The sequence below is a fragment of the Rhodopseudomonas sp. RCAM05734 genome, assembly GCF_052658035.1.
The window spans coordinates 3,830,837-3,846,040 of sequence record NZ_CP199742.1 but is presented as its reverse complement, the minus strand read 5'-3'; the positions used below and the strand labels follow the sequence as shown (position 1 = coordinate 3,846,040).

11 protein-coding genes are annotated in these 15,204 nt (G+C 62.4%); 10 read left to right on the top strand and 1 reads right to left on the bottom strand.

What is annotated here, in order from left to right:
* Positions 1-17 precede the first annotated feature (17 nt).
* Positions 18-1,316: a nicotinate phosphoribosyltransferase gene (gene pncB / locus ACUXVA_RS18115; protein WP_265079062.1), complete on the top strand. Its 1,299-nt coding sequence runs from the start codon at positions 18-20 to the stop codon at positions 1,314-1,316.
* Positions 1,317-1,554: 238 nt separating this feature from the next.
* Here pncB and ACUXVA_RS18110 read toward each other — a convergent pair whose 3' ends face one another.
* Positions 1,555-3,717, bottom strand: coding sequence for an acetate--CoA ligase family protein (locus tag ACUXVA_RS18110; protein WP_445487363.1), 2,163 nt, complete (start codon positions 3,715-3,717; stop codon positions 1,555-1,557).
* Between the two features lie 191 nt (positions 3,718-3,908).
* On the opposite strand from ACUXVA_RS18110, the gene ACUXVA_RS18105 reads away from it, so the two are divergent.
* The 9 genes from ACUXVA_RS18105 to oxlT (ACUXVA_RS18065) all read left to right on the top strand — a co-directional run bounded on the left by ACUXVA_RS18105 (position 3,909) and on the right by oxlT (ACUXVA_RS18065) (position 15,127).
* Positions 3,909-4,667 (top strand): GntR family transcriptional regulator, encoded by a 759-nt coding sequence (locus tag ACUXVA_RS18105; protein ID WP_445487361.1) that lies wholly within the window; start codon positions 3,909-3,911, stop codon positions 4,665-4,667.
* Between the two features lie 88 nt (positions 4,668-4,755).
* Positions 4,756-6,492, top strand: a complete 1,737-nt coding sequence (gene oxc, locus ACUXVA_RS18100) for an oxalyl-CoA decarboxylase (protein WP_265079064.1) — start codon at positions 4,756-4,758, stop codon at positions 6,490-6,492.
* Positions 6,493-6,573: 81 nt separating this feature from the next.
* Positions 6,574-7,851, top strand: coding sequence for a formyl-CoA transferase (gene frc / locus ACUXVA_RS18095; protein WP_265079065.1), 1,278 nt, complete (start codon positions 6,574-6,576; stop codon positions 7,849-7,851).
* A 213-nt stretch (positions 7,852-8,064) separates the two neighbouring features.
* Complete coding sequence (locus ACUXVA_RS18090; protein ID WP_265079066.1) at positions 8,065-8,202, top strand: hypothetical protein; 138 nt, start codon at positions 8,065-8,067, stop codon at positions 8,200-8,202.
* A gap of 485 nt (positions 8,203-8,687) precedes the next feature.
* Complete coding sequence (locus tag ACUXVA_RS18085) at positions 8,688-9,698, top strand: Bug family tripartite tricarboxylate transporter substrate binding protein (protein ID WP_413776376.1); 1,011 nt, start codon at positions 8,688-8,690, stop codon at positions 9,696-9,698.
* A gap of 80 nt (positions 9,699-9,778) precedes the next feature.
* Entirely contained in the window at positions 9,779-10,276 is a 498-nt protein-coding gene (locus tag ACUXVA_RS18080) for a tripartite tricarboxylate transporter TctB family protein (protein WP_265079067.1), read from the top strand.
* Positions 10,277-10,317: 41 nt separating this feature from the next.
* Positions 10,318-11,829 (top strand): tripartite tricarboxylate transporter permease, encoded by a 1,512-nt coding sequence (locus tag ACUXVA_RS18075; protein WP_265079068.1) that lies wholly within the window; start codon positions 10,318-10,320, stop codon positions 11,827-11,829.
* A gap of 404 nt (positions 11,830-12,233) precedes the next feature.
* On the top strand, positions 12,234-13,523 hold the full coding sequence (gene oxlT / locus ACUXVA_RS18070; protein ID WP_445487357.1) for an oxalate/formate MFS antiporter: 1,290 nt from the start codon (positions 12,234-12,236) through the stop codon (positions 13,521-13,523).
* Positions 13,524-13,813: 290 nt separating this feature from the next.
* Positions 13,814-15,127 carry an oxalate/formate MFS antiporter gene (oxlT, locus tag ACUXVA_RS18065; RefSeq protein ID WP_265079069.1) on the top strand — a complete coding sequence of 438 codons (1,314 nt, stop codon included), beginning with the start codon at positions 13,814-13,816 and terminating at the stop codon, positions 15,125-15,127.
* Positions 15,128-15,204: the final 77 nt, after the last annotated feature.

Here is a 15,204-nt window from a genome sequence, read left to right as displayed (position 1 = left end):
TCAGGAATGGCGTCGCCATGATGGATTTCGCCACCCGGGTCCACAACCACAATTACCGGCTCGATCCGATCATCCGGTCGCTGCTGGACACCGATTTCTACAAGTTACTGATGCACCAGTTCATCTGGATGCTGTACGCACAGGTGCCGGTCACCTTCAGCCTGATCAACCGCACCAAGAAGGTGCGGCTGGCCCAGATCATCCCGGAAGCCGTGCTGCGCGCGCAGCTCGACCACGCGCGCACGCTGCGGTTCCGCGAGAACGAGCTGATCTGGCTGGCCGGCAACCGCTTCTACGGTCGCCGCGACATTTTCCGCCCCGAATATATCGAATATCTGCGCAGCTTCCGGTTGCCGGATTATCACCTCGAAACCATCGACGGCCAGTATGTGCTGACCTTCCAAGGCCCTTGGGCCGAGGTCACGATGTGGGAGATCTACGCACTGGCGATCGTCAGCGAGCTGCGCACCCGCAGCGCGATGTCAACGCTCGACAAGTTCGAGCTGGATATCCTCTACGCCCAGGCCAAGACCAAGATCTGGGGCAAGGTGCAGCGGCTGCAGGAACACCCAGACCTCAGGCTGGCCGAGTTTGGCACTCGCCGCCGCCACAGCTTCCTGTGGCAGGAATGGGTCACCGACGTGATGGCCAACGAGCTCGGCCGCACCTTCGTCGGCACCTCCAACGCCCTGCTCGCCTTCAAGCATTCGTTCGAGGCGATCGGCACCAATTCGCACGAGCTGCCGATGGTCGCGGCCTGCCTCGCCAACACCGACGCGGACCTGAAGCGCGCCCAATACGACGTGCTGGCGAAATGGCAGGAAGTCTATGACGGTGAGCTGCTGATCATCCTGCCCGACACCTTCGGCATGACGCAGTTTCTGCGCGACGCGCCGGAGTGGGCTGGGCATTGGACCGGCATGCGCATGGACTCCAAGGAGCCCGTCGCCGCCGGCGAGGAGATCATCGCCTGGTACGCCGCGCGCGGCGAGGATCCGCGCAAGAAGCGCGCGATGTTCTCCGACGGGCTGGAGGTCGACTCGATGATCGACTTGCACCAGAAATTCCGCGGCCGAATCCGCGAGAGCTTTGGCTGGGGCACTATGGCCACCAACGATTTCCGCGGCGCGCATCCGCGCGGCCTCGACACGCTCGATCCGATCAGCCTGGTCTGCAAGGTGACCTCGGCCAACGGCCGTGCCGCCGTGAAGCTGTCGGACAATCCGGCGAAGACCACCGGCAGCCCGGAAGAGATCGCACGCTACACGCGAATTTTTGGCGTGGAGGGTTTTGAGAAACACGCGGTGGTGGTCTGATTTCATTCGCGGCGTGTGAAGGCCTCGCGCTCGCCTCCCTCTCAGGTGTCATCGCCCGGCCTGGCGCGCAATTGCGCGCCTGGACCGGGCGCCCCAGTATACTCCGGCCGGCATGTACTGGATCACCCGGTCAAGCCGGGTGACGACAGCATTTGGCAGCCATGCAAAGGTGACAAAGAAAAAACGCCGCCCGGTTGCCCGGGCGGCGTTTCCTTTGATGCGATAAAGCCAGTGCCGCTTACAGCAGTCCCGCGCCCCTCGCCCACTTGTACTTGGCGCCGAGCACCTCCACAGGCAGCTCGGTCGAGTAGGCATAGGCCGGGATGCCGTTCTGGTAGAGATACTCCGCGGCCTCCTCGACCTCGACGTCGCCGGCGAGCGAGGCGACCATCGGCTTCTCGATGCCCTTGGCCTTCATCTCGTTCTTGATCTCGACCATGTTGCGCGCGAACACCATGGGCGGGGTGACGATGGTGTGCCAGTAGCCGAGGATCAGCGAATGCACGCGCTCGTCCGTGAGGCCGAGCTTCACCGTGTTGACGTAGGTGATGGGCGGTTCGCCGCCGGTGATGTCGACCGGATTGCCGGCGGCGCCGAATGGCGGGATGAACTTGCGGAACGCGGCATCGAGATCCGGCGGCATGGTCATCAGGCTCATGCCGTTGTCCACCACCGCATCCGACAGCAGCACGCCTGAACCACCGGCGCCGGTGATGATCAGCACGTTCTCGCCTTTCGGCGTCGGCAGCACCGGAATGCCGCGGGCGAATTCCAGCAGCCGGCGCAGCGAGCGGGCGCGGATCACGCCTGACTGCTTCAGCACGTCCTCGTAGATCTTGTCGTTGCCGGCGAGCGCGCCGGTGTGCGACGACGCCGCCTTGGCGCCCGCCGAGGTGCGGCCGGCCTTCAGGACGACCACGGGCTTGATCTTGGAGACGCGCTTGGCAGCCTCCGCAAAGGCGCGACCGTCCTTCAGGTCCTCGCAATGCTGGGCGATGATGTTGGTGTTGGGATCCTGCTCGAAGAAGGCGAGCAGATCGTCCTCATCGATGTCGCTCTTGTTGCCGAGCCCGACGATGGCAGAGACGCCCATCTTCGCCGAGCGCGAAAAGCCGATGATCGCCATGCCGATGCCGCCGGACTGCGACGAAAGTGCCGCCGAGCCCTTGACGTCGTAGGCGGTGCAGAACGTCGCGCAGAGATTGGCGGGGGTGTAGTAGAAGCCGTAGATGTTCGGCCCCATCAGGCGGACATTGTACTTCTTGCCGATCTCGACGATCTCTTCCTGCAGTGCCGGCTCGTTGGCCTCCGCAAAGCCGGACGGGATCAGCACGGCGCCGGGGATCTGCTTCTCCCCGCATTCGATCAGCGCGCCTGCCACGAATTTTGCGGGGATCGCGAACACGGCGGTGTCGATCACGCCCTCGACGTCCTTGACGCTCTTGTAGGCCTTGCGGCCCATGATCTCGGTGGCCTTGGGATGGATCGGATAGATCTCGCCCTTGTAGCCGCCGTTGATCAGGTTCTTCATCACCGAGTTGCCGATCTTGCCATCCTCGGCGGAAGCGCCGATCACGGCGACCGCCTTCGGCATCATGATGCGGTTCATCGCAGTGACGATTTCGGCATTGGAGCGCGGCGCCGGGCGCGGTTTGTAGTCGAAGTCGACGACGATGCGCACGTCGGCGGCAATGGCGTCCTTCTTGGTGGCGAACACCGGATTGAGATCGAGCTCGACCATTTCCGGGAAGTCGCTGACCAGCTGCGACACCTTGACGATGATATCGGCCAGCGCCTCGCGGTTGGCAGGATCGCCGCCGCGCACGCCCTTGAGCATCTCGGCTGCCTGGATGCCGTCGAGCATCGACATCGCATCGTCATTGGTGGCCGGTGCGAGACGGAAGGTGACATCCTTCAAGACTTCGACCAGCACGCCGCCGAGGCCGAAGGCCACCAGCTTGCCGAACGAGCCGTCGGTGATCGAGCCGATGATCACCTCGGTGCCGCCCATCAGCATCTGCTGCACCTGCACGCCTTCGATCTTGGCGTCGGCCTTGTACTTCTTCGCATTGGCCAGAATGGTGTCATAGGCCTTCTGCGCGTCGTCCGCCGTCTTGACGCCGACGATGACGCCGCCGGCTTCGGTCTTGTGCAGAATGTCCGGCGAGACGATCTTCATCACAACCGGGAAGCCCATGCCCGTCGCCAGCGTCGCCGCCTCGGCAGCGGATGTCGCCACGCCTTCGCCCGGCACCGGAATGCCATAGGCATCGCAGACCAGCTTGCCCTCGGGCGCGGTCAGGCTGGTGCGTTTGTCAGCCCTGACGGCATCGAGAACTTTGCGGACCGCATCCTTGGCGGACGGCGCGGCGACCTTGGTAGCGAGATTTGTGGATGACATGGCTTCCTCCGTGAACGTCTGTTGAACCAGGCTGCGGTTGATGGCATTTGGTATGCCAGAAACAATCTTGTCAAGGCAGCACGCTGGTCGGAAGTGCTGAAAACGCTGGCAACTTGACATCGTGGTATTTGGTATGCCAAAAATTACTGGAGATTATTCTGATAAGACATCTCCCATGGAGGAGATGATTCATGGCCGTTCGCAGTAAACCAACCAAGGCGCCGCAGACTATGGCTGAGGCAGATATTGCGATCATGCGGATCGCCCCGGAGACCAGCTTCAAGAACAAGGCCTACGAGGCCTTGAAGGAAGCGATTCTCAAGATGGACATCTACACCACGGCCGAGCCGGTGATGCTCGACGAGCGTGCGCTGTCGGAACGCCTCGGGGTCAGCCGTACGCCGATCCGCGAGGCTATCGCGATGCTCGAGCAGGACGGCTTCGTCAAGACCATGCCTCGTCGCGGTATCGTCGTTGTCAAACGGACCAAGACCGAGATCGTCGACATGATCCGCGCCTGGGCGGCGCTGGAAAGCATGGCTGCACGTCTGATCACCACCACAGCGCGCAAGAAGGATATCTCGGCGCTGCGCGATTTCTTCAAGGATTTCGGCAAGGACCGGCTGCCGCAGGATCACGTCGAGGAATATTCCAGGGCCAATATCGCTTTTCACCAGGCGCTGATCTCGCTCAGCGAGTCGCCGGTGCTGGTCGACATGACCAACGACATCCTGCTGCATGTGCGCGGCTATCGGCAGCCGACGATCGGACGTACCGATCGCACCGCGACATCCCTGCCCGAGCATATGGCGATCATCGAGGCACTCGAGGAACGCAACACCGAACTCGCGGAGAAGCGCGCGCGCGATCACACGCTTGGGCTCGCGGCCTATGTCGAAGCGCACGGCCAGGAGCTGTTCACCAAGTCTGCGCAGGAAAAGGCTTCCTAAGATGCGGCTTACGGAAAGCGGCTCGCCGATTTGATACCAACGCCCATGCAGGCAACAGCGTCACAAGAATAGAAAAGGGAGATCGCGGATGACCGCACTGGCACAGAATATCGCTGCAGTAGACGCCGAGCCGGAGCTGACGGATGGCTTTCATCTGATCATCGACGCGTTGAAGCTCAACGGCCTCACAACGATCTACGGCGTGCCGGGCATTCCGATCACCGACTTCGGCCGCATGGCGCAGGCCGAGGGCATCCGCGTGCTGTCGTTCCGCCACGAGCAGGCCGCCGGCTACGCCGCCTCGATCGCCGGCTATCTCACCAAGAAGCCCGGCGTCTGCCTCACGGTGTCGGCCCCCGGCTTCCTCAACGGCCTCACCGCGCTGGCCCATGCCACCACCAACTGCTTCCCGATGATCCTGATCTCCGGCTCGTCCGAGCGCGAGATCGTCGACCTTCAGCAGGGCGACTATGAGGAGATGGACCAGCTCGCCATCGCCAAGCCGCTGTGCAAGGCCGCGTTCCGTGTGTTGCATGCCGCGGACATCGGCATCGGCGTGGCGCGCGCGATCCGCGCCGCGGTGTCCGGCCGCCCCGGCGGCGTTTATCTCGATCTGCCCGCCAAGCTGTTCGGCCAGGTGATCGATGCCGCCGCCGGCGAGAAGTCGCTGGTCAAGGTGATCGACGCCGCACCGGCGCAGATCCCCGGCCCCGACTCGATCAAGCGCGCGCTCGACGTGTTGAAGTCCGCCAAGAAGCCGCTGATCATCCTCGGCAAGGGCGCCGCCTACGCGCAGGCCGACGATGCCATCAAGGCGCTGGTCGAGACCTCCGGCATCCCCTTCCTGCCCATGAGCATGGCCAAGGGCCTGTTGCCGGACACCCATCCGCAGTGCGCCGGTGCCGCGCGCTCCACCGTACTGAAAGACTCCGACGTGGTGCTCTTGATCGGCGCGCGCCTCAACTGGCTGCTGTCGCACGGCAAGGGCAAGAGCTGGGGCGATCAGCCGAAGAAGTTCATCCAGATCGACATCGAGCCGAAGGAAATGGATTCCAACGTCGAGATCGTCGCACCCGTCGTCGGCGACATCGGCTCCTGCGTCGCTGCCCTGCTCGAAGGCATCGGCAAGGGCTGGACCAAGCCGTCGGCCGACTGGACCGGTGCCATCACCAAGAAGCGCGACGACAACATCGCCAAGATGGCGCCGCGGCTGATGAACAACAACTCGCCGATGGATTATCATGGCGCGCTCGGCGTGCTGCGGACCATCATCGCCGAGCGCCCGGACGCCATGCTGGTCAACGAGGGCGCCAACACGCTCGACCTCGCCCGCGGCATCGTCGACATGTACAAGCCGCGCAAGCGCATCGACGTCGGCACCTGGGGCATCATGGGCATCGGCATGGGCTACTGCATCGCCGCCGCCGTCGAAACCAGCAAGCCGGTGCTGGCGATCGAGGGCGACAGCGCGTTCGGCTTCTCCGGCATGGAGGTCGAGACCATCTGCCGCTACAATCTGCCGGTCTGCATCGTCGTGTTCAACAATGACGGCATCTATCGCGGCACCGATGTCAATCCGACCGGCGGCGCCGACGTGGCGCCCACCGTGTTCGTCAAGGGCGCGCGCTACGACAAGATGATGGAAGCCTTCGGCGGCGTCGGCGTCAACGTGACCTCGCCAGACGAACTCAAGCGCGCGGTCAACGAAGCCATGGATTCCGGCAGACCGACGCTGGTCAATGCGGTGATCGATCCGGCCGCCGGTAGCGAATCCGGCCGCATCGGCAATCTCAATCCGCAGAGCCTGCTGAAGAAGAAGAAATAACTCTGCATCTCGACGGGGTCGCAAGGCCCCCGCCTCTTCTCACTCCGCCGACGCGGCACAACACGATACGGGAGCAAGACCATGACTCAGGCGCTCAAGGGCGTTCGCATTCTTGATTTCACCCACGTCCAGTCCGGACCGACCTGCACGCAGTTGCTGGCCTGGTTTGGCGCCGACGTCATCAAGGTGGAGCGGCCGGGCGTCGGCGACATCACCCGCGGGCAGTTGCAGGACGTCCCCAACGTCGACAGCCTGTATTTCACCATGCTGAACCACAACAAGCGTTCGATCACCCTCGACACCAAGAACCCCAAGGGCAAGGAAGTGCTGGTCGCGCTTATCAAGTCCTGCGACGTGCTGGTGGAGAATTTCGGACCGGGCGTGCTCGACCGCATGGGCTTCCCGTTCGAGAAGATCCAGGAGCTCAACCCGAAGATGATCGTCGCCTCGATCAAGGGCTTCGGTCCCGGCCCCTATGAGGACTGCAAGGTCTATGAGAACGTCGCCCAGTGCACCGGCGGAGCAGCCTCCACCACCGGCTTCCGCGACGGCCTGCCGCTGGTCACCGGCGCGCAGATCGGCGACAGCGGCACTGGCCTGCATCTCGCGCTCGGCATCGTCACCGCGCTCTATCAGCGCACCGTCACCGGCCGCGGCCAGAAGGTCACCGCCGCGATGCAGGACGGCGTGCTGAACCTGTCGCGCGTCAAGCTGCGCGACCAGCAGCGCCTCGCCCACGGACCGCTCAAGGAATACAGCCAGTTCGGCGAAGGCATTCCGTTCGGCGACGCGGTGCCGCGCGCCGGCAACGATTCCGGCGGCGGCCAGCCCGGCCGCATCCTGAAGTGCAAGGGCTGGGAGACCGATCCGAACGCCTACATCTACTTCATCACCCAGGCGCCGGTGTGGGAGAAGATCTGCGACGTGATCGGCGAGCCCACCTGGAAGACCGACCCGGCCTATTCCAAGCCGGCGGTTCGCTTGCCGAAGCTCAACGAGATCTTTTCGCGCATCGAACAGTGGACGATGACCAAGACCAAGTTCGAGGCAATGGACGAGCTGAACGAGCACGACATCCCCTGCGGCCCGATCCTGTCGATGAAAGAACTCGCCGAGGACCAGTCGCTGCGCGCTACCGGCACGGTGGTCGAGGTCGATCACCCCGAGCGCGGCAAGTACCTGTCGGTCGGCAACCCGATCAAGATGTCGGACAGCCCGACCGTGGTCGAGCGCTCACCGCTGCTCGGCGAGCACACCGACGAGATCCTGCGCCAGGTGCTCGGCTTCAGCGACCACCAGGTCGCCGAGATCCACGATTCCGGCGCCCTGGCCCCGCCGCGGAAGGTGGCAGCCGAATAATCTCTTCAATCCGCCAATGATTTCAAAGGCCGCCGGACTCCGGCGGCCTTTTTGTTGCGGGAACTTTGATAAGAAATTCAAATCGACCAATTTTGCGCTGCAATATGGTTCTTGCTGCTATGCAAACAAAGGAATTGTCTCTGGCATCTGGTATACGTAGATTGTCCCCAGATGATTGGTGCGCTTCGAAGCGCCGCAGAAAGGGATAGATCCATGTCCAAGACCGCTTCTCTCGACCTCGCCCCGTCCAGCTCCTTGTTCGGCCGCCTGATGGCCACCGTTGACGGTTGGTTGATGTCCAGCGCCCGCATTGCGGTGCGTAACGGCGATTTGCCCCGCTTCGGTCTGTAAGACCCTATTTTTCAACGAGTTTCGCCGGCGCCGTCGCGCGCCTGCCCCGACTTCCTCCCAGACTTGGCCCCGGTTTCCGGGGCCATTTTTTTCATTGCGTCCACAGATGGACTGCCGCCGGCCCCTGCGACGTTTTGGCAGATCCCGCACAGGATAAGCGCTTGCGCACTGGCATATCGCATACCAAAATGCCTGGCCGGCAATGCTTCGACTGAATGAAAGCATTTTGGGAGGGGATCAAGGCTCGCGACGTCTCGGTAATGAGGCACGAGCCGCATGCATGCGCGCCGCATCCAGATTCGAAAACCCAAGCCTGATCGCAGCTTGCGTGCCGGGGCCGTTTGGCACAGTTTTGCTGCACCCTGCGGGGGTTTTGTATGCTGTCATCTGTATCCGAAAAGCTGAAGGAAGAGTCCCGCTAAACCAGTTCTGATTTCCAAGTCGACGATCGATCGACGCAATCAAGATCAATGGGAGAGAAAACGATGACGCGTTCTGCCTCTTGTTTCGCGCTCGGCACGGTTATGTGCTTGTTCGCCGGCGGCTTTGCCCCCGCGTCTGCCGCCTGGGAGCCCATGAGGCCCGTGGAATTCATCGTGCCTGCCGGCACCGGCGGCGGTGCCGACCAGATGGCCCGCACCATCCAGGGCATCGTCACCAAGCATAATCTGATGAAGCAGCCGATGGTGGTGATTAACAAGTCCGGCGGCGCCGGAGGCGAAGGTTTTCTCGACGTCAAATCCGCGGCCAACAATCCGCACAAGATCATCATCACGCTCTCGAACCTGTTCACCACGCCGCTCGCCACCGGCATTCCCTTCAACTGGAAAGACCTCACACCGGTCGCGATGCTGTCGCTCGATGAGTTCGTGCTGTGGGTCAATGCCGACAAACCGTACAAGACCGTCAAGGAGTTCGTCGATGCGGCAAAGGCCGCCCCCGCGGGCACCATGAAGATGGGCGGCACCGGTTCGAAGCAGGAGGACCAGATCATCACCGTCGCGGTCGAGAAGGCCACCGGCACCAAGTTCACCTACATTCCCTACAAGGGCGGCGGCGAAGTCGCGGTGCAGCTCGTCGGCAACCATATCGACTCCTCGGTGAACAATCCGATCGAGGCAGTGGCGCAATGGCGTGGCGGCAAGGTGCGTCCGTTGTGCGTGTTCGACGGCAAGCAGATGGCCTATGACGGGCAGGTCGCCGATGGCAAGGCCTGGAAAGATATTCCGACCTGCAAGTCGCAAGGCCTCGACATGGAATATGTCATGCTGCGCGGCGTCTTCATGTCGCCCAAGGCGACGAAGGACCAGATCGAATATTATGTCGAGCTGTTCAAGAAAGTTCGCGCTACGCCGGAATGGCAGGACCTCATGAAGAACGGCGCCTTCAACACCACCTTCATGACCGGAAGCGACTATGCCGGCTGGGTCGAGAAGGAAGAGAAGCGTCACGAGACCCTGATGAAGGAAGCCGGCTTCCTCGCGCAAGGTAACTGAACCAGCACGGCCACCGATCGCCCGCATCCGCTTCACCGGCGCTTGGCTCGCAGCCAGGCCCGGGCACGTATGGAGTTTTCATGACCGCGCATGGTTCACGCAATGTCGGCCCCACGCACAGGGCGGTGGAATCCGGGGTCACGCTGGTGATCGCTGTCTTCGGTGCCATCGTGGTATTCGGCAGCATCAAGGCCGGCATCAACTGGGGCGCCGAGGGTCCGCGCGCCGGATTCTTCCCGTTCTATGTCGGGCTGATCATCATCGTCTCCAGTGCGATCAATCTCTGGAACGTGCTGCGCGACGATCACGGCGGCCTGTTCGCGGAATGGAGCCAGCTTCGCCAGGTCTTCAGCGTCGTCATTCCCACGGCCATCTATGTGGCCGCAATGCCGTTCACCGGACTCTATCTGGCATCGATGATCTTTATCGCCTGGTTCATGCGGTGGCTGGGCAATTACAAATGGCCGATTGTCGCGGCCATTTCGCTCGGCATGCCCATCGTCACCTACGTCATATTCGAGCGCTGGTTTTTGGTCCCGCTGCCCAAGGGACCGATCGAAGAATGGCTCGGTCTGTAGTTTCGTAGCATTCGTCAGCAGGTATTGAGGACTCCGAGAACATGGAAGAAATTGCCAATCTCTTTCACGGCTTTGCCGTTGTCCTGCAGCCCTTCAATATCGCGGTAATGGTCCTCGGCATCGTGCTGGGCGTGATCATCGGCGTGCTGCCGGGACTGGGCGGCGCCAACGGCGTTGCCATTCTGCTGCCGCTGACCTTCAGCATGCCGCCGACATCCGCCATCATCATGCTGTCCTGCATCTACTGGGGAGCGCTGTTCGGCGGCGCGATCACCTCGATCCTGTTCAACATACCCGGAGAACCATGGTCGGTAGCCACCACCTTCGACGGCTACCCGATGGCGCAGCAGGGCAAGGCCGCGGAAGCCCTCACTGCCGCCTTCACATCGTCCTTCGTCGGCGCGCTGTTCGCCGTCATCATGATCACGCTGGTCGCACCGCTGGTGGCGAGCTTCGCGCTGCAGTTCGGGCCGGCGGAAAAATTCGCGGTCTACTTCCTGGCCTTCTGCAGTTTCGTCGGACTGAGCAAGGAACCGCCGTTCAAGACCGTCGCCTCGATGATGATCGGCTTCGCGCTCGCCGCCGTGGGCCTCGACTCCATAACCGGCCAGTTGCGCCTGACGTTTGGTTCGACGGAGTTGCTCAACGGCTTCGACTTCCTGATCGCGGTCATCGGCCTGTTCGGCCTCGGCGAGATTTTCCTGACGATGGAGGAAGGCCTTAACTTCAAGGGCGGTAAAGCTAAGATCGACCTGCGTATCGTGCTCAAGACCTGGAAGTCGCTGCCGCGCTACTGGATGACGTCGCTGCGTTCCTGCGTGATCGGCTGCTGGATGGGCATCACCCCCGCCGGCGCCACCCCGGCCTCCTTCATGAGTTACGGCATCGCCAAGCGTGTCTCGAAGAACGGCAAGAATTTCGGCAAAGGCGAGATCGAGGGCGTCATCGCGCCGGAAACCGCTGCCCACGCCGCCGGCACCGCCGCGCTGCTGCCGATGCTGTCGCTCGGCGTTCCCGGTTCGCCGACCGCAGCCGTGCTGCTTGGCGGACTGCTGATCTGGGGCCTGCAGCCCGGCCCGATGCTGTTCGTCGAGCAGAAGGAATTCGTCTGGGGCCTGATCGCCTCGATGTATCTCGGCAATCTCGTCGGGCTGATCATCGTGCTGACCTGCGTGCCTGTATTCGCCGCCATCCTGCGGGTGCCGTTCAGCATCATCGCACCGCTGATCCTTGTGCTGTGTGCGATCGGCGCCTATTCCGTCCACAACAGCACCTTCGACGTGGTCATGATGCTGGTGTTCGGCGTGATCGGTTACGCGCTGAAGAAGTGCAACTATCCGCTGGCACCCTTGGTGCTGGCGATCGTGCTCGGCGACAAGGCGGAAGAAGCCTTCCGGCAGTCACTGCTGGGCTCGCAGGGGGCGCTGGGAATCTTCTTCTCCAACAGCCTGGTCAGCACGATCATGATCCTGGGACTGATCGCGCTGTTCTGGTCGGTGATCTCCAACGGCCTCTCCCGCCTCCGCCCGCCGCGGCCGCAAGCTGCGCAATAGCACTCCGTTTCCCGGACGCGCTGCGGCATTCTTCATGCCGCTGCGCAGATCCGGAATCCCGGCTGCTTCACACGCCCCACCGGGGCCCCCGCCCCGGCTGTGCGCATTACGCTCCCTAACGATGCTTCGCATTGTCAGGGCACGCACTGCACTGCGTCCGGGGAACGGACTATCGCACCCGCGCAGTGCTGGGGTTTCGTCTTTCGATAGCTGCATGCTTCTGCTACTTCACCCTCCCGCCGGCGGCCGACCACCGCCGGCTTGCTCGTTTGTGCTGCAGCACAGCAATGCAGAATTTACGGCGACAAGCCGTCAAGATTTTCCTTGTCTACTGGCATATCATATACCAAACTGCCTGAGGTAGAGCGCTACAAAAACAGAATGGCGCCTCGGGAGAGAAACGTATGACGGATGCAGTTCACGGAGCGACTCCAGCCATCGGACGCGTCAGCGACGCGTATCGCTGGACGCAATTGGCCATTGGCGTCGGCGCCATGGTGATGATCGCCAACTATCAATACGGCTGGACGTTCTTCGTCCCCGACATCCACAAAAAATTCGGCTGGGATCGCGCCTCGATCCAGTGGGCATTTACGCTGTTCGTGCTGTTCGAAACCTGGCTGGTGCCGATCGAAGGCTGGTTCGTCGATAAATACGGCCCGCGTATCGTCGTGCTGGTCGGCGGCATCCTGTGCGGCATCGGCTGGGCGATCAACGCGCAGGCTGAAACGCTGAACGGCTTCTATCTCGGCATGATCGTGGCGGGCATCGGCGCCGGCGGTGTCTACGGCACCTGCGTCGGCAACGCGCTGAAGTGGTTTCCCGACAAGCGCGGCCTTGCCGCGGGCATCACTGCCGCCGGCTTCGGCGCCGGCTCCGCGCTGACCGTGGCGCCGATCCAGGCGATGATCGCCGGCTCCGGCTTCCAGACGACCTTCCTGTACTTCGGTCTCGGCCAGGGCCTGATCATCGTCATCCTCGCATTCTTCCTGTACGCGCCGAAGGCCGGCCAGGTGCCGGCCGTGACGGTGAATGCCAATGTCATCCAGACGCGGCGCAACTACGCGCCGACCGAGGTGATCCGCCACCCGATCTTCTGGCTGATGTATTTCATGTTTGTGATCGTGGGTGCCGGCGGCCTGATGGTGACGGCAAATCTGAAGCCTATCGCGGCAGACTGGAAGATCGACAACGTGCCGGTGACCTTGATGGCGATGACGATGACCGCCGTCACCTTCGCTGCCACCATCGACCGCGTGCTCAACGGCCTGACCCGGCCGTTCTTCGGCTGGATCTCCGATAAGATCGGCCGCGAGAATACGATGTTTATCGCCTTTGGCATGGAAGGCGTCGGCATCTATCTCCTGTATCTGTGGGGCCACGATCCGCTGTGGTTCGTCCTGCTGTCCGGCTTCGTGTTCTTCGCCTGGGGTGAGATCTACTCGCTGTTTCCCTCCACCTGTACCGACACATTCGGCTCGAAGTTCGCAACGACCAATGCCGGCCTGCTCTACACGGCGAAGGGCACGGCAGCTCTGCTGGTCCCGGTCGCCAACTACATGCAGCAGTCATCCGGTAGCTGGGACAACGTCTTCCTGATTGCGGCGGGCGCCAACATTCTGGCTTCGCTGCTGGCGATCGCGGTGCTCAAGCCGTGGCGACGTTCGGTGGTCAGCAAGGCGCTGGCCGTCTAGCCTTCTTCACGACGTCATCAAGCGCGCTCGGCTCCGGCCGGGCGCGTTTTTTTTGCGTGTAGTCGTCATGCAAATGCCGGCTTTCCTTCGCAGAAAGCTGAACGATGACCTGTGCGCACTCCCGTGCCGAGGGATCCGGCCGGCTTCGCACTGCAGCACAACTGCTCCGAAGACGGGCTTGCAAGTTGGAATATAATATACCAGACTTCCGGCGAAATCGACGCTTGCGACATTAAGTCACAAACCTTGCGGCATTAAGCCGCAAAAGGAAGCGCGCATCGGGAGGTCTTATGATTCCACAAACAGACGCGACGACGCAGGCCACCGCCCCCGGCAACTTCCGCTGGATTCAGCTCGCGATGGGCATCGTCTGCATGGCGATGATCGCCAACCTGCAATACGGATGGACGCTGTTCGTCGATCCGATCGATGCGAAGTATCACTGGGGCCGCGCCGCAATCCAGCTCGCCTTCACCCTGTTCGTGGTGGTCGAGACCTGGCTCGTTCCGGTCGAGGCATGGTTCGTCGACAAGTATGGCCCGCGCGCCGTGATCATGTTCGGCGGCGTGATGATCAGCCTTGCCTGGATCCTGAACTCCTACGCCGACTCGCTGGTGCTGCTGTACGCCGCGGCCATCTTCGGCGGCATTGGCGCCGGTTCGGTCTACGGTACCTGCGTTGGGAACGCGCTGAAATGGTTTCCCGACCGTCGCGGACTCGCAGCTGGCGCCACCGCCGCCGGGTTCGGTGCCGGTGCCGCCATCACCGTGGTGCCGATCGCCAACATGATCGCTGCCAGCGGCTATCAGCATGCCTTCTTCACCTTCGGCATCGGCCAGGGCGTGATCGTGTTCATCCTCGCCTTCTTCATGCGCAAACCGTTGCATGCCATGCCGGCCAAAAAGAAGCAGCTCCATCTGCCACAAAGCCGTATCGACTTCACCCCGCCGCAGGTGCTGCGCACCCCGATCTTCTGGGTGATGTATCTGGTCTTCGTGATGGTTGCTGCTGGCGGCCTGATGACGGCGGCGCAGATCGCACCGATCGCTCACGACTTCAAGATCGCCAACTCGCCGGTCAGCCTGGCGGGCTTCCAGATGGCCGCGCTGACCTTCGCGATCTCGCTCGACCGTATTTTCGACGGCTTCGGCCGGCCGTTCTTCGGCTGGGTGTCCGACACGATCGGCCGTGAACACACCATGTTCATCGCCTTCGGGACGGCGGCCCTGATGCTGCTGACGCTATCGGCCTACGGCCACATTCCGATGGTGTTCGTGCTTGCCACCGCTGTGTACTTCGGCGTGTTCGGCGAGATCTACAGCCTGTTCCCGGCCACCTCGGGCGACACCTTCGGCGCCAAGTTCGCCACCACCAACAACGGCATGCTGTACACGGCCAAAGGCACCGCCGCACTGCTGGTACCGGTGGCTAGCCTGGTAGCCTCGCGCTACGGCTGGCAGGCGGTGTTCGTGATTGCCGTGGCGCTGAACGCCACTGCAGCGCTGCTCGCCCTGTTCGTCATCAAGCCGATGCGGCGCGCCTTCATCAATGGCAACGAGTTCGCCACGGCGGACGCCGCGGCACGGAACGCCAAGACGGCTTAGCCGCTTCCCAATGCCCGAGTTGAAAAGGCGCTCCTCACGGGGCGCCTTTTTGCTGAACCGACTTTGCACGCGCAGAG